Here is a 22,090-nt window from a genome sequence, read left to right as displayed (position 1 = left end):
CTCGATTTTTTGTATCAACTTATTTTTTTGATTAGCCTAAGTTCTCGACTTTTCTAAAAAGAACGATTTCACGAATTAATTCCCAAGGCAATTCTTGGTTTGCCGGAAATTGGATGGCGCCCTTTGATGTTTTATACTCTGTCAGCTGATCTTGGAAGGCTGTAACAGCAGAAGGGGTTGGATAGAAGCCGATATGGTTTTTAGCGTTAGAAAAATGAACGAGATTTCCCTTCAAGTAAAACGTAGGCATGCCATATGAGAGCTTTTCCTCTGCTTCAGGTACAGTTGCTTGAATAAAGTGATATAGCTCGGTTAATATAGGTTGTCTGTCAGCGGGCATCGTTTGGATGTATTCTTCAATTGGGGACATAAGTTTTTCTCCTTTGCTTGTAAGTTGTGAAAAAAAGATACATTTAATCTATTAGATAGAAGATATTTCCTATAGTATACCGTGTTTTTCTTAAAATGGCAGGTATAGAATTTCTAAGTAGCGCTGTATAGCTGGAAATGATACACTGAACACATCATTCAGAAAAGGGAGAAGCAAAAATGGTTCGTTCAATTACAGAAAAACTACAACTAACAAAATACAAAAGAAAAATGATTTTACAGCGGCCTTCCGCCGAATATTTTTCAGATTTGTCTTTTGATGAAACAGCTTTATCTAGTCAATCTGTTGATTTAATCATCGCTTTTGTCCAAACGATAGCAGAATTTCAAGAGGTTGTGGAAACCGTTTGGAAAAGAAATAGCTTAAACGAAAATGGTCTATTGTATATTGCATATCCTAAAAAGGGGAATAAGAAATACAAAACTTATGTTCATCGTGATGAGATTTTTCCTGCATTGCATGTGAATGAAGAGGATGGCTTTGTTGAAGGCACAACTCTAAAGTTCAATCGAATGGTTAGCTTAGATGAGGTTTTTACAATTATTGGCATTAAAAATGTTCTGAAAAAGAGTACCGCCAAAGCCAAGAGTCAGACTGTTCATGATTATGCTTCATTCATTCCGAAAATTGAAGAGATGGTATCGATCAGTCCTAAAGCGGCAATGCTATTTTCTAGTCTGACGCCAGGCTATCAAAGAGGTTGGGCTCAATATATATTCAGTGCCAAGCAAAAAGCCACACAAGAAAAAAGAAAACTAGAAATGATTGATTTGTTGGAAAAGGGATTCAAATCCAAGGAATTATATCGACAGTCTTTGTCTTAAGGAGAAAATCGATGAATCAAATAGAGGCATACATTAAAGCAATTGATCCAAAATGGCAAGCAGTCTATAGCGAGTTACTAGAGATTTTGAAGGAACAAGTACCAGCCGAGTTTGAACTGGCTTGGCAATATGAGATGCCAACATTTATTGTTCCATTGAGTGTGTTCCCTGAAGGATATCTTGGCAGAAAAGACGAAGGGCTGCCCTTCATTAGTTTAGCAGCACAGAAAAAGCATCTGTCTCTTTATCATATGGGATTGATGGGGAATAAAGAGTTGCTAAACTGGTTTCAGGAAGAGTACAAGAAGCAAATGCCTACAAAGCTGAATATGGGGAAGAGCTGTATCCGATTGACCAATCCTAAAACGATTCCTTTTGAGCTGCTGGGAGAGTTGGCTTCCCGAATGAGTATGGATGAATGGATTGGTCAGTACGAACGATTTGCAGTGAAAAGAAATTCAACCTCCTGAAAAAAGGAGATTCTTTGTTAGAAAACAATAAATGAGTTGGGCAAATAGAGTCAGCCATGCTGCTGAACAGTTCAGCCTTTCTCAAAATGAGGCAAAAAGGTTGTCTTTCCATTTGTTTTCACGTAACCTGAAAAAGATGAGAATAAAGGAGGAACAAGATGTTAATAGGATCACATGTAAGTATGAGCGGTAAAAAAATGTTGCTGGGTGCAGCGGAAGAAGCTGCAAGCTATCAAGCATCCACATTCATGATTTATACAGGAGCACCTCAAAATACACGACGTAAACCAATCGAAGAACTGAACATTGAAGCAGGACAAGCTTTTATGGAGAAACATGGCTTAAGCAATATCGTTGTGCATGCTCCTTATATTATTAATCTGGGCAACACAATCAAGCCGGAGAACTTTGGCTTTGCGACAGAATTTTTACGTCAGGAAATTCAACGGGCACAAGCGTTAGGGGCGAAACAAATTACCCTCCATCCAGGTGCTCACGTAGGTGCTGGTGTTGATGCAGGACTTAAGCAGATCATTAAGGGATTGGACGAAGTATTGTCGAAGGATCAAATTCCTCAAATTGCTTTAGAAACAATGGCAGGGAAAGGAACTGAACTGGGGCGTACTTTTGAAGAGTTGGCAACAATTATTGAAGGAGTTACCTTGAATGAAAAGCTGTCTGTAACTCTGGATACATGTCATATAAATGATGCCGGATATAATGTCAAAGAGGATTTTGACGGTGTCTTGGAGGAATTTGATAAAATTATCGGCTTAGACCGTCTGAAGGTTGTTCACGTTAATGATTCTAAAAATCCGATGGCTTCCCATAAGGATCGACACGCGAATATCGGTTTTGGTACGATTGGCTTTGATGCTCTGAACAAGATTGTTCACCATGAAAAGCTGACGGAGCTGCCTAAAATTTTGGAAACACCATATGTTGGTGAAGACAAGAAAAATAAAAAGGCACCCTATGGATTTGAAATTGCCATGCTGAAATCCGGCACCTTTGATTCAGACCTGCTGGAAAAGATTGAAGGACAGGCATAGATTTATAGAAGTAAGCGTATCAACTGCTTTGCAGACTGACAAGTGACAGAATGTTTTCTATAGAGAAATTACTTAAGCGAAAGGGAGAAGCATCTGCTACTCCTTTTTGCTTTTTATGCATCATCATTTGTGAGGACGATGGTACAGTAATGGTAGATAGCCTATCATTTGCCCTCTTGTCAACGTTCGTGGAATAATACACGTAGACAGAAAAATTTGGATTGATGTAAAGTGGACCAGCTTAAGTAGATTAGAGAAGCATGCTTGCTGCACAACTAATTATTATTTCGAAAGCACTTTTTGTAGTAAAAATCCACCATTGTCTGAAATTGGAGGGAACTTATAAATGAAGAATAGAAAACTCCTACTTACGTTACTTTTTACAGCTTTATCCATCTGCTATATTTTGCCTATGTTGGATATAAATACGATGCGCTTTGGAGTGACAAGAGGAGATGACTATCCCTTTCATGTCGCTAGGATTTTAAGTCTTATTCAGCAATTGAAGGGAACGGGCTGGAGCCAGTTTGTCGCTTCATTTGGTTCACATGAAATTTTTTATGGCGCTAATATTTTTTACCCACCATTGACCTCAGCTTATCCAATTGCGTTGTTGGCGATACTGTTTCGATCATTTATTTCCGGATACTATGTTTATATCGTTCTATTGAATGTTGTTACCTGTTGGATTGCCTATTTCTGTTCTTATTATGTGATTCAACGAAGTACCATCGAGAAAAATAAAGTGAAGCTGGCGGAGACTGGGGCATTATTGTTTGCCGTCTTTTATACGTTCTCACATTATCGTTTACTATGTATTTTTGAACGAATGGCACTAGGAGAATATACAGCATTGACATTCTATCCGTTAGTTTTTGCCGGTTTTTACAGTGTGGTTTTTGATAATGGCCGCAAGCGTGCTTGGCTTGTTGCGGGAATTACATTGTTGGCGTATACGCATTTACTCTCTTTGTTACTGGTTATTGCAGTCTTAGCAGTTCTTTTTTTATTTGCCTTACTTAAGAAAAGGATATCAAAAGCAGTATTTTTTCAGTTGGTTCAGAGTGCTGTTGTTTCATTATTGCTTTCCCTAGCCAGTCTGGGTCCAATCTTACTGGAAATGATCAGTTTTCATATTCGATCGGTCCATACCTATAACTTGCAGATGCGAGCTTATAATGTCTCTTCCATCCTTTTTGATTCACTGATTAATGGGCTGGATTATAGGAGCTTTGGTATAGTGGTTCTATTCATTCTAGTGTTTGGTGTGTCAGTGTATTTTTCAGTTTATGCCGATTTCATCAAAAAAAATCCTATTCTTAAGCTGTCTTTAGGGCTGGCACTATTTTTTGCTATTGCAACATCCACTTTTTTTCCTTGGCATTTTTTCCAAGAGACACCAATCAATATTATGCAGTTCCCGTTTAGACTTTTGTCTTTCCTTATGCTTTTCGCTACCTTTTTTGGTGCTGTTCTTTTAGCTGGATGGCTGTTACTGACGACAGATAGAACAAAAACGGGGGTAGGACTAATCATTGTAGGAACGATAGTTATGACTGCTTTTACGATGAGCGGTTTTTTGACATCAAAAGTAAGAGGTCCATTACTATACTCTGCAGAGGCAATTGAACAAAGCGAGCGTTATCAAACATCTGTCAATAAGGATTATTTTCCTAAAGGACTGACGAAAGAGCAGAGCCAGTCTATCATTAATAAAGTAGGATATATCAATCAGGTAGAAAAGGACATGACATACAGCTTTCGTGGGAATGCAGCTGTTTTCTCATTAGTCATTGATCAAGACGGAAGCCGGGTCGATTTACCAATTATTGCTTATACTGGCATGATTGTGAAAAATCAGAATGGTAGAATCATCAAGTATAAGGCTTCTGCCAGAAACACTGTCCAGCTTAAATTGAACAAAGGCAGCTATCAACTAAGTGTGTCCTTTGTCCCAAACTTACCGATGAAGCTGTGTATCGTTCTTTCTGTTGGTACAGCAATCTGCTTAATAACCAATTGTCTATTTAAATATCGGAGAAGGAATTAGATGGGAAAAATTGAGCTTTAGTGGTGACTTTTTTAGGAAATAAGGTATTTTAAAAATTTCTTTTGAGGAATCTTTTAAAATGCCTTTTCTTTTTACAGTCTTTCTAGTAAAATGTTTTCTTGAGAGCAATAAAACGTGTATTGCATCTACAACTATTAATTAAAAATTGAAGCTTGTAATGAATCGCAGTATTTTTCACTCATATAGAGGAAAGACGATACTCATTCGCTTTTAAGATGGAAAGGAGAGATTTAATATGTCAACAGGAGTAGTAGTTTTAATCGCAGTTATCGCTTTGATCGCAGGCGCGGTAGGCGGATTTTTCCTTGCCCGTAAAGCAATGCAGGACCATCTCAAAAAGAATCCTCCCGTTAATGAGGATATGTTACGAATGATGATGGCATCAATGGGACAGAAGCCTTCTGAGAAGAAGATTCGTCAAATGATGCAACAGATGAAAAATCAGGGAGACAAATAATCTTCTGATTTTCATAATTTCGAGCACAACGGGCAGATTTTTTTGCCCGTTTTTTTGTGTCTAAAAAAATAGAAAAAGGGGTCTTGAAAATGACGGAAGAAAAGTGGGAAAAGGTGATTAACAGAGGAAAGTAAAGGTTATGTAAGAAGGGGGAAAACAGATGTCTGTTTTTAGAAAGTTAGGCTGGTTTTTTAAGAAAGAAAAAAGAAGTTATGTGATTGGCGTTTTTGCTTTAGTTATGGTGGCAATCGTACAATTGATTCCGCCAAAAGTGATTGGCGTCGTCGTAGATATTATAGCAAGTGAAAATTTTACATTTACCCGTATTCTTTTTTGGGTGGGTGTGTTGCTGGCAGCAGCCCTTGCGCAGTATATTTTTCGTTATATCTGGCGCAAATATATTTGGGGAAGTGCAGCGAAGCTTGAGAAGGATTTGAGAAAGCAGCTGTTTCGTCATTTTACAAAAATGGACAGCATCTTTTATCAAAACCATCGAACCGGAGATTTGATGGCTCATGCCACAAATGATCTGAATGCGATTCAAAATGTCGCCGGTGCGGGGATTCTGACATTTGCGGATTCCTTTATTACTGGTGGGAGTACAATTATCGCCATGGTTCTTTTCGTCGATTGGCGGTTAACCTTGATTGCGTTGATTCCATTGCCGTTGCTGGCAGTCATGTCACGGGTTCTTGGTTCGAAGCTTCATGATGCGTTTCGAGATTCACAAGCAGCATTTTCGACCATTAATGATAAAACACAGGAAAGTATCACTGGGATGAAGGTTATTAAGACTTTTGGACAGGAAAAAGAAGACATTCAAGATTTTACAGAAAAAATTGATGACGCAATCGTTAAAAATAAACGAGTAAACTTTTTAGATGCCTTATTTGATCCTTTCATCACACTGATTATTGGTATTTCCTACGTGCTAACGATTATTGTTGGTGGAAATTTCATTATGAATGATACGATTTCGATTGGTCAGCTGGTTTCGTTTATCAGTTATATTGGTATGCTGATTTGGCCGATGTTTGCAATTGGCCGTCTGTTTAATGTACTGGAGCGTGGAAATGCCAGCTATGATCGGGTCAATGAGCTGTTACATGAAAAAACACATATTATCGAGAGAGAGGATGCCATTCAGATACCGGCTAGAGGAACTCTGGAAATGTCAGTGGATTCCTTCAGTTATCCGAAGGAAGAAAGTCCTGCCTTGACGGATATCAGGTTCACCATTAATGAAGGAGAGACCTTGGGGATTGTCGGAAAAACAGGAGCCGGGAAAACAACAGTATTGAAGTTGTTGATGCGGGAGTATGATAATTATCAGGGACAAATAATGATGGGTGAGCATAATATCAAAGACTATTCTTTGGATGCGCTGCTTACTGGAATCGGTTATGTTCCTCAAGACCAATTTCTTTTCTCTATGTCGGTACGTGATAATATACGTTTTGCTGACCCTCACTTAACTCAGGAAGCAGTTGAGGAAGCAGCTGAAATGGCTTATATCAATGAAGATATAAAAGGATTTGCCGACGGCTATGATACTATGGTTGGCGAGCGCGGTGTTTCTCTTTCCGGTGGGCAAAGGCAAAGGCTGTCAATTGCCAGAGCAGCAATCATCGATCCGGAGCTGTTGGTTTTAGATGATGCATTATCAGCGGTTGATGCTAAAACAGAGGAAGCAATTTTGAGTAATTTGAAGGCGGCACGAAAAAATAAAACGACCATCATCTCAGCACATCGTCTAAGCAGTGTGATGCATGCAGAAGACATCATTGTATTGGATGAAGGAAAGATTATTGAACGTGGAACCCATCAGGAGCTGCTTGCTGCTAACGGTTGGTATAAACGAATGTGGGATAAGCAGCAATTAGAAGCGAAAATAGAAGGGAGTGAAGCCTAATGGAAGAGCAACAATCAGCATGGACAAAATCTATCCCTGTGAAGGAACAGGTAACGATTGTTAAACGTCTATTTAAATATGCAAAACCGTTTCAGGCAACCTTTGCGGCAGCGATTGGTTTTGCCTTTGTTCTGTCAGTTATTAATGCTATTTTGCCACGGATTATTCAGACCTTGATGGACAATTATCTTACCTCTAAAACAGCGACCGCTCAGGTTATTTATTGGTTTGCAGGCATCTATATGTTTGGTGTCGTTGTGAAGAGTATTATCTGGTTTTTCCAGTGGTTCCTCTATTCGATGGCTTCGCTGAAAACCTACCAATATATTCGAGTAAAATTATTTGAGAAATTACAAACCTTGGGTATGCGCTATTTTGATCAGACGCCGGCAGGTTCAATTGTCTCACGTGTAACGAATGATACAGAGACACTTTTTGAATTTTGGTATGTCTTTTTGATGGTGTTGACGGGAATATTTGCTGTCTTGTCCTCTTTTGTAGGAATGTATCAAATTGATAAAGGAATTGCATTTTGTATTCTTTTGTTTTTACCGATTTTATTGGCAGTCATTGGCTACTATCAGAAGTTCAGCTCACGTATCTATAGAAATATGCGAGAAAAACTGAGCCAGCTTAATACAAAGCTGAATGAATATATTTCGGGCATGCAGATTATTCAGCAATTTCGTCAGGAGAAGCGACTGGAAAATGAATTCGAGACGACGAACGAGGAGTATCTGCAAACGAAAATTGCGATGATTCGAGTAAATTCTCTATTATTGAGTCCAATCATCAATTTGCTTTATGCGCTGGCGGTTTCAGCAGCTCTAACATTATTTGGCTTTGATGCACTGGACTCACCAATTAAGGTTGGCTTAGTCTATGCGTTTGTGACCTATGTTCAAGCCTTCTTTCAACCGATGACTCAGATGATGGATTTTCTAAGTATCTTTACAGATGGTATTGTTGCCGGCAGTCGGATTCTTAAAATTTTCGATACAGAAGAGTTGACGCCTCAGCAGCAAGAACAAGCAGATGGAAAAATCCTCAAAGGAAAAATTGAGTTTAAGAATGTCAGCTTTTCTTATGATGGAGAAAACAAGGTCTTGAAAAATATTAGTTTTGTAGCCAATCCCGGAGAGACAATCGCATTGGTTGGCCATACAGGAAGCGGGAAAAGCTCAATTATCAATGTATTAATGCGCTTTTATGAATTTTATGAAGGTCAAATATTGATTGATGATCGTGATATTCGGGAATATCCTATGCCAGAGCTCCGTCAAAAAATGGGGTTGGTACTGCAAGATGCGTTTATGTTTTATGGTGATATCGCTGGGAATATTCGCATGCTGAATTCGGAAATTACTGATGAACAAATTAGAGAAGCCGCTCGTTTTGTTCAAGCAGATAAATTTATCGAAACCTTGCCAAAACGCTATCAGGCAAAAGTAATTGAGCGTGGAGCCAGCTATTCCAGTGGGCAGCGCCAATTGATTTCCTTTGCCAGAACAATGGTTACTGATCCAAAAATTTTAGTGCTGGACGAAGCCACTGCTACGATTGACACAGAGACAGAGGGATTAATCCAAGAAGGTCTTGCGAACATGAGACAAGGCAGGACAACGATTGCGATTGCCCATAGATTGTCAACGATTCGAGATGCAGATATGATTTTAGTGTTGGAAAAAGGTTCCATTGTTGAGCAAGGAAACCATGAAGCGCTATTAGCGGAAGAAGGTCTTTACGCGGATATGTATAAACTTCAAAATAGTGAAGTATAAAAATAATAGGGTCGGCAATAGTAGAAGTCGAAGGGGATCAACTTCTGCTATTGTCGATTTTTTAGAGGTGATTGTGTGATTGAAACAACGAGAACGATTCTGAGAAATTTTCAAAAAGATGATCTGCCGGCGTTGCATGATTATGCGAAGCTAGTGGGGGTTGGCGAGGGTGCAGGGTGGAAGCATCATGAATCACTGGATGAAACAACAGCTATGCTGGAAACACTTATAGTAAACAAAGGGGCATATGCGATTGTCAGTAAGAAGGAGCAAAAAGTAATCGGACATGTTTCTGTTCATCCGGATTCAGAAGGCGGCAGAGATGATACAAAGGAATTAGGGTTTGTCCTACATCCAAACTACCAGAATCAGGGAATTATGACAGAAGTCATACAAGCAATACTGGATAATCTGTTTTCTCAAGATATTTCTTATGTCTATGCTTGCTGTTTTCAAGACAACAGTGCATCAAAACGAGTCATTGAAAAGTCCGGGTTTTTGTTTGAACAGGAAGGTGAATTTTTCTCTCAATCATTAGCACAAGTATTTTCTTCTTATGAATATGTTTATACTCGAAAACGATGGGTTGAAGGCGATTTACAGCCGTTAGATGATAAAAAAGAAAGCTGAAATGAAAACGAATATTCCAAAAAAATCAGCTACTAAAAAAGTGGAAATATGGTAATATAGTTAAGGTCGGTACTTAGGCAGAAAAGTAGACAAGCAGCTGTCTAGGTTGTAAAGTAGATATACTTGATTGAACTACTTATGTAAAATCTGTAGAGAAAGTACATAAAGATTTTTTGTTTCAACCGCTCTAAATAAAGCAACAGCTTTTAAAAATAAGTAAGTTAAAGGTAGAAACAGCTGACAAATCTGTTTTAGAAAAAGAAAAGGAGCTCAAAAGAATGATGTATGATGTGATTATAATCGGTGCAGGCCCTGCTGGAATGACAGCAGCACTCTATGCCTCCCGTTCTAACCTATCTGTTTTAATGATTGAAAGAGGTGTTCCCGGCGGCCAAATGAACAATACCGCTGAGATTGAAAACTATCCTGGGTTTGATTCAATTATGGGTCCAGACTTGTCTATGAAGATGTATGAGAATGTAGAAAAATTTGGAACAGAAAATGTCTATGGTATGGTTCAGGATATTAAGGACCATGGCAGCTATAAGGAAATCATTTGTGAAGATACAACCTACCAAGGAAAATCCGTAATTATTGCCACAGGCTGTGTTCACAGAAAGCTTGGCGTTGCCGGTGAAGAAGAATATGCTGGACGTGGTGTTTCTTATTGTGCGGTATGTGACGGTGCATTCTTCCGTAATAAACATTTGATGGTTATCGGAGGCGGCGATTCAGCGGTTGAAGAAGCGATTTATCTGACTCAGTTTGCTTCAAAAGTGACAATTGTTCACCGTAGAGATGAGCTTCGTGCACAAAAAATCATTCAAGACCGTGCCTTTGCCAATGAAAAAATTGGCTTTGAATGGGATACAGTTCTTGAAGAAATCGTAGGTAACGACATGGTTGTTACCGGTGTACAATTGAAGAACGTGAAAACGGAAGCTGCGAAAGAAATTGCTGCTGATGGTGTCTTCATTTATGTTGGGCTAGATCCATTAACAGAACCCTTCAGAAACAGTGGCATCACAAATGAAGAAGGCTGGATTATCACGGATCAGGATATGAAAACAAGTATTCCCGGTGTATATGCAATTGGTGATGTTCGTGAAAAGACACTACGCCAAATCACAACTGCTGTGGGTGAAGGCGGAATTGCCGGACAACAAGTATATAACTATCTTGAATCAATAAAAGAAACTGAAGCAACCGTTAGCGAATAATGGACAGAATGAAAGGGAGCAGTGAACAGGTCGCTGCTCCCTTTTTCGTTATTGTATTTAGAATCTATTGGTTGGTACTAAGTTGTCTTTTTGATTGGTATAAATAACGAAGTTAAAAAAACAGTTGTATTTGTTTTGACTTTTGAAGAATAATCATTTATTATGAATTTGGTCGTATGAATCACATAAAATAATTTATTTGTTGAAGCAGGTTATTATTTTGGTGATTTTCATACAAAATTGAATAGAAGAATTGTTAGGTGAGGCTCCTATATGGACACAGGCTGCTGCCGCGAAAGAATCGAGAGACTCTTAGTTGGTTGAACAGGGATGGTCGTGAAGGTCATCCATAATGTAGCTGATAAGAAATTATCTACGCCCTATAGTGCTAAAGCTCAACGATGGAGAAGATAATTATGCCTTTTTATGCCGCATACTCTATTGTTGAGTGTGCGGTTTTTTACTGTCTTACAGTATCTTAGGCTGCTATAGCAATATCTATCTACTCGATTTTAATCAAAATACAGAGAGGAAGATTATCATGGAAGACCCCCATCAGAGGCGAAACACAAATAATCTTTACCTGGCTGGATAGACAGAGTTTTTTCTTTCTCCGGCAGGTAAAAAACGGAGGAAAGAAACATGATGAATAAAAAATTAACAGAAATTAGAAAAGGAACAAAAGAACAAGATTTAAAAAAGCTGGCATTGTTATCTGAAAGAGAACTGATGATGGAGCTGCGTACCTCAGATAAAGGTTTATCTGAAGAAGATGCAGCACAACGTTTGGAAGAATATGGTCCCAATGAGGTTTCTGCACAAAAGCCGACACCAGCGTTGCTGATGTTTATTGAAGCATTTAAAGACCCCTTTGTTTATGTATTGGCATTATTAATGATTGTATCTGCTCTAACTAAGGACTTTGAAGCGGCTATTGTAATGGGGTTAATGATTCTTGCCAGCGTAGTCATTACATTTATTCAGGAATTTCGTTCCCAAAAAGCCAGTCTGGCTTTGAAAGAGCTGATTGAAAATACAACAGCTGTTACTCGTGAGGGAACAACGAGAGAAATCCCTATGGATGAAGTTGTTCCGGGAGATATCATTACCTTGGCTACAGGAGATATGATTCCTGCAGATGCTGTGCTAATCTGGACCAAAGACTTGTTTGTCAATCAATCCTCACTAACAGGAGAATCCATGCCTGTTGAGAAATTTGTTGATGCAGGAGTGGAGAAAGACCAACAAGGTGTATCAGCTTTAGACATGCAGGATTTGGTATTTATGGGAACCGATGTTTTAAGTGGTCAAGGGAAAGCGATTATCTTGAAGACTGGTCAAAACACCTTCTTTGGTGATATTGCAAAAAATGCAACGACACAACGGGGCAAAACTTCTTTTGATATTGGTTTGACAAAGGTCAGCAAGTTTCTATTGCGTATGGTAATGGTCTTGTTTCCAATTGTTTTCTTGATTAATGGTTTGACAAAAGGGGAGTGGGGCGAAGCCTTCTTCTTTGCAATCGCAGTTGCTGTAGGGCTTACACCTGAGATGCTGCCGATGATTGTAACAAGCAACCTTGCAAAAGGCGCGCTTACCTTATCTAAGCATAAAGTTATTGTAAAGGAATTGCCATCTATCCAAAATTTAGGTGGTATGGATGTTCTTTGTACCGACAAAACAGGAACAATTACTGAGGACAGAGTTGTTTTAGTTCAACATTTGAATCCACTTGGGATTGAAAATGAACAAGTATTGGATATGGCCTTTTTGAATTCTCACTACCAAACAGGTTGGAAAAATCTGATGGATATTGCAGTAATTAATTACTACGCGGAAAATGAACGGGCAACACCTTTCAAATCAATTACGAAGTTAGATGAAATTCCTTTTGATTTTTCCCGAAGAAGACTGACTGTTGTGGTAAATGCTGACAACCATCAATTCATGGTAACAAAGGGTGCTGTGGAAGAGATGGAAGAAGTATGTACCCATGCAGAGATTGATGGAGAAATTGTCCCTCTAACAGAAGAACTTCGTCAGAAAATGCGGGATGTCAATCGTAAGATGAACGAGCAGGGCATGCGCGTCATTGCCGTAGCTGTTAAAAAAGATGTGCATAATGAAGCAGTTTATAGTACCGATGATGAAGCGGATATGACGCTGATCGGCTTTATGGGCTTTTTAGACCCAGCGAAGAAATCAGCAATCACAGCAATCAAATCTCTTCATGAACATGGTGTCAACGTAAAGGTTCTAACGGGTGATAACGATATTGTTGCTAAAAAGGTTTGTGGCGATGTAGGAATTGAGGTTTCTCATGTCGTCTTGGGAGCAGAGCTCGATGAAATGTCTGATGAACAATTGGAAGAAGAAGTGGAAATGACAAACTTGTTCGCTAAGCTGAATCCAATGCAGAAATCAAGAATCATCGAAACCTTGCAGAAAAATGGTCATACAGTAGGCTTTATGGGCGATGGAATCAACGACGCACCTGCTTTGAGAAAAGCCGATGTAGGGATTTCAGTGGATACAGCTGCGGATATCACCAAAGATGCCAGCTCAATTATCCTATTGGAAAAAAGCTTGAATGTATTGGAATTCGGTGTAATCGAAGGAAGAAAAGTATTTAGTAACATGATGAAGTATATCAAAATTACAATTAGCTCAAACTTTGGTAATGTGTTCTCTATCTTAGTTGCCAGTGCTTTTCTGCCGTTTCTACCGATGATGTCCATCCAACTGCTGATTCAAAATTTAATCTATGATGTTGCTCAATTGACAATCCCTTGGGATAATGTGGATGAAGAAGAGCTGTTGAAGCCTGTTCGCTGGGAAATTAACAGCATGGCGAAATTCACGTTGTGTATTGGTCCTGTCAGTAGTATCTTTGATATTATGACCTATCTGGTGATGTGGTTTGTGTTCGGCGCAAACACGATTGCTGATCAAAGTCTGTTCCAAACTGGTTGGTTTATGGTTGGATTAGTCAGTCAAACATTGGTTGTTCATATGGTACGTACAAGAAAACTACCGTTTATTCAAAGTATCGCTTCTCCACAAGTATTGTTGACAAGCTTGGGAGCAATTCTGGTAGGAATAGGTATTGTCGTAACACCATTACGATCAGTATTTGAGTTTACAGAACTGCCAACAGCTTATTGGGGCTGGTTTGTCGCAATTATTGTGCTGTATCTGATTACAGTGGAATTTGCGAAACGTTTGTATATTCGTATGACAAAGGAATGGATTTAAAAAGAAGAAGAAAGCTGAGGGGCACAATAGCTCCTCAGTTTGTAGACAAAATAATAAATAAGGTGAAGTACTGTATATTAGGAGCATAAATATACAGTACTTCATTTTTTACTTCTTACTCTAGTATGATAAAATAAATTTGAATTTATAAGTTTGCTTAAGCGAAATTAGATAGAATAACTGGGGGATGTAAATATGGAACATATGACTTTTGATGAACTATTAAAAATTAACTGCTTTTCTGATAATAACTTAGAGAAGGCCGAAGCATCAAACTTATTAGAATTGCGCTATTGCTGCGAAATTCATTGTGCTGATATGGATAGTAGTGTGCTTTTTGCACACCACGCTCGCGGATGTACGATTGTAGCTGCAAAACTGTGTAGAAATGTTGTAATTTATCAAAATGTTACAATAGGCTCAAATATGAAATATAACAAAGCTAAAAAAGAATGGGAAAATATAGGTAGCCCAATTCTTGCAGAGAATGTTATTGTTGCAGATGGAGCTAAAGTACTTGGTCCTGTGATTATTGGCGCAAATACTGTGATTGCGGCAGGTGCAATGATTACAAAAAATATTCCTGCAAACAGCATTGCATATGGAGTAAATCGGTATAAGCCTAAAGATCCGAACTATGATTATGTATTCAATCCTGACATGATTACTGGCGAGGAAATTATGAAAGTCGATAAGGTGCGAGTAGCAGAATTTGATAAGAAACAAAGTGAATGATTTACAATATCAGTATAAGTTCAACAACTCCCAGTTTGTTAGTCGGTAAATATCAATTTAATTGTATATTAAAAGAGTCGTGATTTTGGCATTGTCACGACTCTTTTGTATTAATACTTATTGTATGCATACCCTGAAAACCATAAAGGGGTTTATCTACAGTTTGAACTGAGGGGCACAATAGCTCCTCAGCTTTCTTTAGTTTCTCTTGTTCCTTAACTGGCAAATTCTGATGGTAATTTTGTCAGTGCCAGAGAAAGGGCAGTGTTTTTTTCAATTATACGTGTATAGGCTGTCACTACTTCGCTATCAGAAGAGTTAGCCAAGCTGTCTAACCCATTAAACATGGTAAGAAGCTCTGTGTATTCAGTCATGAATGTTCCGTAGGCAGCTAAGGTGTAAGTACTTGGGTTGCTGCTGAAACCATTTACTTGATCAATCAACTCATCGTATTTTTCTATGATATCTTCAAGCTCGGTCTTTGTGCTGGAGGAATTAGCTGCAGGAGTAGGCTGCTTTGTTTCAGTCTTGCTTTCCACTGTACTTTCTTTGGCCTCTGAGCTACTCTCTTTTGTACTCTCACTACTTTCTTCAAGCTCTTCTTCGCTGTCCTCTGTATCATCATCGAGACCTTCTATCTCTTCTCCGGGAGTGATACCTACCGCTTTAAAATAAGCATCCTGATAGTCACTGAAAAACTTCATAAATTCTTCTTTAGTAATATCCAGCTCTTCTAATGACTCCAAATATAAATCAATTGTTTTTTCTTCCCCACTGTGTTTGCCGGAGGAATAAACTTTTTCATCAAAGACCTTTTCAGAAAGGTTCGTGTAATCTAAGCTGTAGAATTTTCCTTCATACATACCGACTTGATAGCCAATCCCGGTTTCGAGATTTGAAACATTGATATCAAGATTATAGGCGCCCGAGTCATAGGCTTCATAGCTTGTATAAAAAGTATAGCCATTTTCAACTAATAATTGTCCCACTGTATTTTTCTTAAGAGCTTTATTCTCTTTTGTTTTGTTAATCAATGCTTCTGGGTTATTTTCGGCAGAGTAGTCAGAAATCAAATTCCAAACCGTTTGAGTCGTAATGCCTGTAGAGCGGATAGAGTCTACATAGCGAGCGATTGTTTTACGGTTCTCTGTAGGGATTCCCCAGCTGGAAACGCGCTCTTCTATCTTATCTTTTTTATTCGTATACCTGATGTTCCAAATTTCACCATCATCGCTGCCAAGCTCAAATTCTATAGTAATTTTCTCCTCGACATTCTCCAAAATGGTACTGGCGTTGTAGCTGTCACTGTAAGTCAATGAATACCCAGCCTCTTCCAGTAGCTCCAAAGGATCACCATCCTTGATTTCATAATCTGTTTTTTTGGACGAACCACAGGCAGTCAAAGTCATAACCAACAATGAAGCAAAAGCAAATCTAACAACTCTTTTCATTCTTTTCTTCCTTTCTTAATTGTTTTGAGTGTCGAATATGAAAACGACCACTTATAAGTCTATGGTAAGAACTAGACTAGTGCAATATCAATTATTTTGTAAAAACAGGAAAAAATTGATAAAACACAAGAGTTTTTGAAAGGGGTATCATTGGAAAGTTAAGAACTGAACAAGTACAATAGAGGTAAGATAGTCACGCAAATCGATTTCTGTTATACAAAATCTTGAAAACTAGTATAACAGATATTAAAATATTGTAGAAACAGGTGTGAAACAGATATAAGTATTTCTTCGCTTGTGATATTCATCACTATTAGTTGTTTTAAAAGGATTTTAGTGGGCTGGGGCTTTTGAAAATAATTTAGGTTTTTTTACTTGCTCTTTTTCGGATTTAATGATAATTTGTATATGTAGTCGAGAAAGTGATACAGTTTTTGTTGCTGTTTCATTTTTCTGAATAAAAGAAACGTTAATAGAGAGGATTGTGTGACAAAATGGCAAACAAGCAAAAACCTATTGACTTCAACCAATTGATGAATGAGGTCAACGCAGAGTTTCCTACTTATCAAGCATTAGATAAGGATGGAAAAGTGGTAAACAAGGATTTGATTCCGGATTTATCAGATGAACAATTAGTAGAATTGATGACTCGTATGGTTTGGTCAAGAGTGTTGGATCAACGTTCAACAGCATTGAACCGTCAAGGACGTCTGGGCTTCTACGCACCAACAGCAGGACAGGAAGCAAGTCAGTTGGCAAGTCAATTCGCGATGGAAAAAGAAGATTACCTATTACCGGGATACCGTGATGTTCCTCAATTGGTTCAACATGGACTTCCATTAAAAGAAGCTTTCTTATGGTCAAGAGGGCATGCCGGCGGAAACATGTATGCAGAAGACTTGCATGCAATGCCTCCACAAATCATTATCGGGGCACAATATATCCAAGCAGCAGGTGTTGCTTTAGGAATGAAGAAACGCGGCAAGCAAAACGTTGTCTTCACTTATACTGGTGACGGCGGTTCTTCTCAGGGTGATTTCTATGAAGCAATCAACTTTGCAGGAGCATACCAAGCAAACGGTGTATTCTTTATCCAAAATAATGGATTCGCGATTTCAACACCTCGTGAAAAACAATCCGCTGCAAAAACATTGGCTCAAAAAGCAGTGGCTGCCGGAATTCCTGGTATTCAAGTAGACGGAATGGATCCATTGGCAGTATACACAGTTTCGAAAGAAGCACGTGACTGGGCAGCAGCTGGAAATGGTCCTGTTCTAATTGAAACATTGACTTACCGTTATGGTCCACATACATTGTCAGGGGATGACCCAACACGTTACCGTTCAAAAGAGATGGATGACGAGTGGCAACAAAAAGATCCATTGGTTCGTTTCCGTAACTACCTTACTGAAAAAGGCCTTTGGTCAGAAGAAAAAGAAGAACAAATCATTGAACAGACAAAAGAAGAAATCAAAAATGCGATTTCTGAAGCAGATAAAGTTGGCAAACAAAAAGTTTCTCATTTCTTGAAAAACATGTTTGAAGTTCAACCACAAAGTATCAAAGAACAAATTGCAATCTACGAAGCGAAGGAGTCGAAATAATCATGGCACAAAAAACAATGATCCAAGCTATTACTGATGCCCTAGCTCTTGAGTTAGAGAATGACGAAAACGTTTTGGTTTTCGGTGAAGATGTTGGTAAAAACGGCGGTGTATTCCGTGCGACAGAAGGTTTACAAGAAAAATTCGGCGAAGATCGTGTCTTCGATACTCCTTTGGCTGAATCAGGAATCGGCGGCTTGGCTTTTGGTTTAGCATTAGAAGGCTATCGTCCGGTACCGGAAATCCAATTCTTTGGATTTATCTTTGAAACAATGGATGCAGTTGTGGCACAAATGGCTCGTACACGTTACCGTATGAGCGGTACAAGAAATATTCCGGTAACTATTCGCTCTCCATTTGGTGGCGGTGTGCATACACCTGAGCTTCACTCAGATAACTTAGAAGGCTTGATGGCTCAATCACCTGGTTTACGTGTGGTTATTCCATCAAATCCATATGATGCAAAAGGTCTGTTGATTTCATCTATTCGCAGCAATGACCCTGTTGTGTTCTTGGAGCACATGAAATTATATCGTTCATTCCGTGAGGAAGTGCCGGATGAAGCATACGAAGTACCATTGGATAAAGCAGCAGTAACTCGTGAAGGTACTGATGTTTCTATCATTACTTACGGTGCAATGGTTCGTGAAGCAATCAAAGCAGCAGATAACTTAGCAAAAGAAAACATTTCTGTAGAGATTATCGACTTGCGTACAGTCGCTCCACTTGATGTTGAAACAATCATCGCCTCTGTTGAAAAAACAGGCCGTGTTGTAGTTGTTCAGGAAGCACAGAGACAAGCCGGTGTTGCTGCACAGGTTGTTTCAGAAATTTCAGAACGCTCTATTCTTTCATTGCAAGCACCAATTGGCCGTGTATCAGCACCAGATACCATCTTCCCATTTGGTCAAGCGGAAAACATTTGGTTGCCGAATGCTTCTGACATCGAAGCAAAAGTGAAAGAAATCGTTGAATTTTAATGAGTAAAGAAGGGAAGAAAAACGATGGCTTATCAATTTAAATTACCGGATATCGGTGAAGGGATCGCGGAAGGCGAAATCGTAAAATGGTTCGTAAAACCCGGCGATACAATCAATGAAGATGATACATTATTAGAAGTTCAAAATGATAAATCAGTAGAAGAAATTCCGTCACCAGTAACAGGAACAGTGAAAAGTATTGTTGTTCCGGAGGGTACAGTGGCAAATGTTGGGGATGTGTTGGTGGAAATCGATGCACCTGGACATGAAGATAATGAAGGCGACAGCGGTGTAGCTGCACAAGAGCAAACACCTGCTCAACCAGCTGCAACTCCAGCAGCTCCGGCTGATTCTTCAGAAGGTGTCTTCCAATTCAAGTTACCGGATATCGGTGAAGGAATTGCGGAAGGTGAAATTGTGAAATGGTTTGTAAAACCAGGTGATACAATTAATGAAGATGATACACTATTAGAAGTACAAAACGACAAATCAGTGGAAGAAATTCCATCACCAGTAACAGGAACAGTGAAAAACATCGTTGTTTCAGAAGGTACAGTAGCAAATGTAGGAGATGTATTGGTGGAAATCGATGCACCCGGACATAACTCTGCTCCTTCAAGCAGTGCAGCACCAGCAGCGCCTACGCAAACGGAAGCAGCGTCAAGTGCTCCAGCTTCAGGTTCTACAGGAGTGGTAGCTGCGGCTGATCCTAACAAACGTGTGTTGGCTATGCCTTCAGTTCGTCAATATGCACGTGAAAAGGATGTTGATATCTCTCAAGTCGCTCCAACCGGAAAAGGTGGACGTGTTGTTAAAGAAGATATTGATAACTTCCTGACAAATGGTGGAACAGCACCTGCAGCTGCGGCAACTTCAACAGAAGCGGTACAAGAAACTGCACCAGCAGCTTCAAGCACAGCGGCAGCGCCTGCAAAACCAGCACAGCCGTTTACTTCTAACTTAGGTGAGATGGAAACACGTGAAGCGTTGACACCAATGCGTAAAGCAATTGCTAAAGCAATGGTTAACAGCAAGCACACTGCACCACACGTAACATTGCATGATGAAGTAGAAGTATCTAAGCTTTGGGATCATCGTAAGAAGTTCAAAGATGTTGCAGCAGCAAATGGTACGAAATTAACATTCTTGCCATATGTTGTAAAAGCTTTGACATCAACTGTTCAAAAATTCCCTGTTCTAAATGCGTCAATTGATGATGCGAAACAGGAAATCGTTTATAAAAACTACTTCAACATTGGTATCGCAACAGATACAGACAATGGTCTGTATGTACCAAATGTGAAAAATGCAAACATGAAGAGCATGTTCGCAATTGCTGATGAAATCAATGAAAAAGCAGCTCTTGCACATGACGGCAAACTATCTGCACAAGATATGCGCGATGGTTCAATTACAATCAGTAATATTGGTTCAGTAGGCGGCGGCTGGTTCACTCCGGTTATCAACTACCCTGAGGTTGCTATCTTAGGTGTTGGTACGATTGCACAACAGCCTGTAGTAAATGCTGACGGTGAAATCGTTGTTGGACGAGTAATGAAGCTTTCATTGAGCTTCGATCACCGTATCGTTGATGGTGCAACAGCGCAAAAAGCGATGAACAACATCAAACGCTTATTGGCTGACCCAGAATTACTATTGATGGAAGGATGATTGACAAATGGTAGTAGGAGATTTTGCCATTGAATTAGATACAGTTGTAATCGGTGCGGGACCTGGCGGCTATGTAGCTGCCATCCGCGCTGCTGAAATGGGGCAGAAGGTTGCCATCATTGAACGTGAATTTATCGGCGGTGTGTGTCTGAATGTAGGATGTATTCCTTCTAAGGCATTAATTGCTGCAGGGCATCATTACCAAGAGTCATTGGATTCAACAATGTTTGGTGTGACGACTGAAAATGTATCTTTAGATTTCACAAAAACACAAGAATGGAAAGACAACAAGGTTGTTAATACCTTAACTTCCGGTGTTGGTATGCTTTTGAAGAAGCATAAAGTAGAAATCATTGAAGGTGAAGCATTTTTTGTGGATGAACAGACATTACGTGTAATTCACCCTGATTCTGCACAAACATATTCTTTTAACAACGCAATCGTTGCAACAGGTTCTCGTCCGATTGAAATTCCAGGATTCAAATTTGGTGGACGTGTGCTTGATTCAACTGGCGGTTTGAACTTGAAAGAAGTACCTAAAAAATTCGTTATCATCGGTGGTGGCGTAATCGGTGCTGAGCTTGGCGGGGCATATGCCAACCTTGGTTCTGAAGTGACTATTCTTGAAGGCAGCCCATCAATTCTGCCGACTTATGAAAAAGACATGGTCAAAATCGTTGCAGATGATTTTGAGAAAAAAGGCGTGAAAATTGTTACCTCTGCGATGGCAAAAGAAGCCGTAGATAATGGTGACAGTGTGACAGTTAAATATGAAGTTGACGGCAAAGAAGAAACGGTTACTGCTGACTACGTTATGGTTACTGTTGGTCGACGTGCAAACACGGATGACTTGGGTCTTGAACAAGCAGGTGTTGAAATCGGCGAACGCGGGTTGATTAATGTAGACAAGCAAGGCCGTACTAACGTACCAAATATTTTCGCAATTGGAGATATTGTCCCCGGTGCTGCGCTTGCCCATAAAGCTAGCTACGAAGCAAAAATTGCTGCAGAAGCAATTTCCGGTAAAAAAGTAGCGGTTGATTACAAAGCAATGCCGGCAGTAGCTTTCACAGATCCTGAATTGGCATCTGTTGGAATGACTGTCGCAGAAGCAAAAGAAGCAGGAATTGAAGCAAAAGGTTTCAAATTCCCGTTTGCCGGTAACGGTCGTGCAATTTCTCTTGGTAAAACAGAAGGATTTGTTCGCTTAGTAACAACTGTTGAGGATAATGTGATTATCGGTGCTCAAATTGCCGGTGTTGGCGCAAGTGATATGATTTCTGAAATGGCACTTGCCGTTGAATCAGGCATGAATGCTGAAGATATCGCGTTGACAATCCATCCTCACCCATCTCTAGGTGAAATCGTTATGGATGCTTCTGAATTGGCTTTAGGTTTGCCAATCCATATTTAAGCATATCATATATTTTGTCACACAGAAAAACCGAGCTGGCCAAGCTCGGTTTTTTATTAATGACTTTAGTCGGTTTCAATCACTAAAGTGATTGAAACAAAAAAACCACGCGTACTGCGCGTGGAAGAAGTAGCTTTAGCGATAAAACTCCTTTCGATATACTAGATAAAGG

General features: G+C 39.4%; 17 protein-coding genes and 1 riboswitch. Of the genes, 15 read left to right on the top strand and 2 right to left on the bottom strand.

Annotation, left to right across the window (positions count from 1 at the left end; all coding sequences use genetic code 11):
* Window positions 1-31 precede the first annotated feature (31 nt).
* On the bottom strand, window positions 32-370 hold the full coding sequence (locus tag IW510_RS20640) for an iron chaperone (RefSeq protein ID WP_202062980.1): 339 nt from the start codon (window positions 368-370) through the stop codon (window positions 32-34).
* Window positions 371-549: 179 nt separating this feature from the next.
* Here IW510_RS20640 and IW510_RS20635 point away from each other — a divergent pair, with 179 nt between their 5' ends.
* The 11 genes from IW510_RS20635 to IW510_RS20585 all read left to right on the top strand — a co-directional run bounded on the left by IW510_RS20635 (window position 550) and on the right by IW510_RS20585 (window position 14,798).
* Window positions 550-1,215 (top strand): YdeI/OmpD-associated family protein, encoded by a 666-nt coding sequence (locus tag IW510_RS20635; RefSeq protein ID WP_202062978.1) that lies wholly within the window; start codon window positions 550-552, stop codon window positions 1,213-1,215.
* Between the two features lie 11 nt (window positions 1,216-1,226).
* Window positions 1,227-1,685: a DUF1801 domain-containing protein gene (locus IW510_RS20630; protein WP_202062976.1), complete on the top strand. Its 459-nt coding sequence runs from the start codon at window positions 1,227-1,229 to the stop codon at window positions 1,683-1,685.
* 158 nt (window positions 1,686-1,843) lie between these two features.
* On the top strand, window positions 1,844-2,737 hold the full coding sequence (locus tag IW510_RS20625) for a deoxyribonuclease IV (protein WP_202062974.1): 894 nt from the start codon (window positions 1,844-1,846) through the stop codon (window positions 2,735-2,737).
* Window positions 2,738-3,083: 346 nt separating this feature from the next.
* The gene (locus IW510_RS20620) at window positions 3,084-4,787 is read left to right on the top strand and encodes a hypothetical protein (protein ID WP_202062972.1); all 1,704 of its coding nucleotides are present in this window, start codon (window positions 3,084-3,086) and stop codon (window positions 4,785-4,787) included.
* 256 nt (window positions 4,788-5,043) lie between these two features.
* The gene (locus IW510_RS20615; protein WP_086348183.1) at window positions 5,044-5,265 is read left to right on the top strand and encodes a YneF family protein; all 222 of its coding nucleotides are present in this window, start codon (window positions 5,044-5,046) and stop codon (window positions 5,263-5,265) included.
* Window positions 5,266-5,425: 160 nt separating this feature from the next.
* A complete protein-coding gene (locus IW510_RS20610) occupies window positions 5,426-7,177 on the top strand; it encodes an ABC transporter ATP-binding protein (RefSeq protein ID WP_202062970.1) in 1,752 nt (583 codons plus the stop codon).
* A complete protein-coding gene (locus IW510_RS20605; RefSeq protein WP_202062962.1) occupies window positions 7,177-8,958 on the top strand; it encodes an ABC transporter ATP-binding protein in 1,782 nt (593 codons plus the stop codon). The genes IW510_RS20610 and IW510_RS20605 overlap by 1 nt, the downstream gene beginning before the upstream one ends.
* A gap of 75 nt (window positions 8,959-9,033) precedes the next feature.
* Window positions 9,034-9,588, top strand: coding sequence for a GNAT family N-acetyltransferase (locus tag IW510_RS20600; protein ID WP_202062960.1), 555 nt, complete (start codon window positions 9,034-9,036; stop codon window positions 9,586-9,588).
* A gap of 281 nt (window positions 9,589-9,869) precedes the next feature.
* Window positions 9,870-10,808, top strand: a complete 939-nt coding sequence (gene trxB / locus IW510_RS20595; protein WP_202063010.1) for a thioredoxin-disulfide reductase — start codon at window positions 9,870-9,872, stop codon at window positions 10,806-10,808.
* 245 nt (window positions 10,809-11,053) lie between these two features.
* A riboswitch (M-box (ykoK) riboswitch) is annotated at window positions 11,054-11,222 on the top strand.
* A gap of 228 nt (window positions 11,223-11,450) precedes the next feature.
* Window positions 11,451-14,063, top strand: a complete 2,613-nt coding sequence (gene mgtA, locus IW510_RS20590; protein WP_202062958.1) for a magnesium-translocating P-type ATPase — start codon at window positions 11,451-11,453, stop codon at window positions 14,061-14,063.
* A 195-nt stretch (window positions 14,064-14,258) separates the two neighbouring features.
* Window positions 14,259-14,798 (top strand): serine acetyltransferase, encoded by a 540-nt coding sequence (locus IW510_RS20585; RefSeq protein ID WP_202062951.1) that lies wholly within the window; start codon window positions 14,259-14,261, stop codon window positions 14,796-14,798.
* A gap of 215 nt (window positions 14,799-15,013) precedes the next feature.
* On the opposite strand, the gene IW510_RS20580 is transcribed toward IW510_RS20585, so the two are convergent.
* Window positions 15,014-16,249, bottom strand: a complete 1,236-nt coding sequence (locus tag IW510_RS20580) for a hypothetical protein (RefSeq protein WP_202062949.1) — start codon at window positions 16,247-16,249, stop codon at window positions 15,014-15,016.
* Between the two features lie 494 nt (window positions 16,250-16,743).
* Between IW510_RS20580 and pdhA the strand changes: the two genes are divergently transcribed.
* The 4 genes from pdhA to lpdA are packed head-to-tail and all read left to right on the top strand — an operon-like array spanning window position 16,744 to window position 21,918.
* Entirely contained in the window at window positions 16,744-17,853 is a 1,110-nt protein-coding gene (gene pdhA / locus IW510_RS20575) for a pyruvate dehydrogenase (acetyl-transferring) E1 component subunit alpha (RefSeq protein ID WP_202062947.1), read from the top strand.
* A 2-nt stretch (window positions 17,854-17,855) separates the two neighbouring features.
* A complete protein-coding gene (locus IW510_RS20570) occupies window positions 17,856-18,833 on the top strand; it encodes an alpha-ketoacid dehydrogenase subunit beta (protein ID WP_202062945.1) in 978 nt (325 codons plus the stop codon).
* A gap of 24 nt (window positions 18,834-18,857) precedes the next feature.
* Window positions 18,858-20,504 (top strand): dihydrolipoyllysine-residue acetyltransferase, encoded by a 1,647-nt coding sequence (locus tag IW510_RS20565; protein WP_202062943.1) that lies wholly within the window; start codon window positions 18,858-18,860, stop codon window positions 20,502-20,504.
* 7 nt (window positions 20,505-20,511) lie between these two features.
* A complete protein-coding gene (gene lpdA, locus IW510_RS20560) occupies window positions 20,512-21,918 on the top strand; it encodes a dihydrolipoyl dehydrogenase (RefSeq protein ID WP_202062941.1) in 1,407 nt (468 codons plus the stop codon).
* Window positions 21,919-22,090 lie beyond the last annotated feature (172 nt).

Source organism: Enterococcus sp. BWR-S5, assembly GCF_016745255.1.
Classification (GTDB): Bacteria; Bacillota; Bacilli; order Lactobacillales; family Enterococcaceae; genus Enterococcus_L.
Note: the sequence above shows the minus strand (reverse complement) of the source record. Positions and strands in the feature narration are given on the sequence as shown.

Coding starts and splice junctions, on each gene's coding strand:
- IW510_RS20640 (WP_202062980.1), bottom strand. CDS start 370: ATGTCCCCAATTGAAGAATACATCCAAACGATGCCCGCTGACAGACAA.
- IW510_RS20635 (WP_202062978.1), top strand. CDS start 550: ATGGTTCGTTCAATTACAGAAAAACTACAACTAACAAAATACAAAAGA.
- IW510_RS20630 (WP_202062976.1), top strand. CDS start 1,227: ATGAATCAAATAGAGGCATACATTAAAGCAATTGATCCAAAATGGCAA.
- IW510_RS20625 (WP_202062974.1), top strand. CDS start 1,844: ATGTTAATAGGATCACATGTAAGTATGAGCGGTAAAAAAATGTTGCTG.
- IW510_RS20620 (WP_202062972.1), top strand. CDS start 3,084: ATGAAGAATAGAAAACTCCTACTTACGTTACTTTTTACAGCTTTATCC.
- IW510_RS20615 (WP_086348183.1), top strand. CDS start 5,044: ATGTCAACAGGAGTAGTAGTTTTAATCGCAGTTATCGCTTTGATCGCA.
- IW510_RS20610 (WP_202062970.1), top strand. CDS start 5,426: ATGTCTGTTTTTAGAAAGTTAGGCTGGTTTTTTAAGAAAGAAAAAAGA.
- IW510_RS20605 (WP_202062962.1), top strand. CDS start 7,177: ATGGAAGAGCAACAATCAGCATGGACAAAATCTATCCCTGTGAAGGAA.
- trxB (WP_202063010.1), top strand. CDS start 9,870: ATGTATGATGTGATTATAATCGGTGCAGGCCCTGCTGGAATGACAGCA.
- mgtA (WP_202062958.1), top strand. CDS start 11,451: ATGATGAATAAAAAATTAACAGAAATTAGAAAAGGAACAAAAGAACAA.
- IW510_RS20585 (WP_202062951.1), top strand. CDS start 14,259: ATGGAACATATGACTTTTGATGAACTATTAAAAATTAACTGCTTTTCT.
- IW510_RS20580 (WP_202062949.1), bottom strand. CDS start 16,249: ATGAAAAGAGTTGTTAGATTTGCTTTTGCTTCATTGTTGGTTATGACT.
- pdhA (WP_202062947.1), top strand. CDS start 16,744: ATGGCAAACAAGCAAAAACCTATTGACTTCAACCAATTGATGAATGAG.
- IW510_RS20570 (WP_202062945.1), top strand. CDS start 17,856: ATGGCACAAAAAACAATGATCCAAGCTATTACTGATGCCCTAGCTCTT.
- IW510_RS20565 (WP_202062943.1), top strand. CDS start 18,858: ATGGCTTATCAATTTAAATTACCGGATATCGGTGAAGGGATCGCGGAA.
- lpdA (WP_202062941.1), top strand. CDS start 20,512: ATGGTAGTAGGAGATTTTGCCATTGAATTAGATACAGTTGTAATCGGT.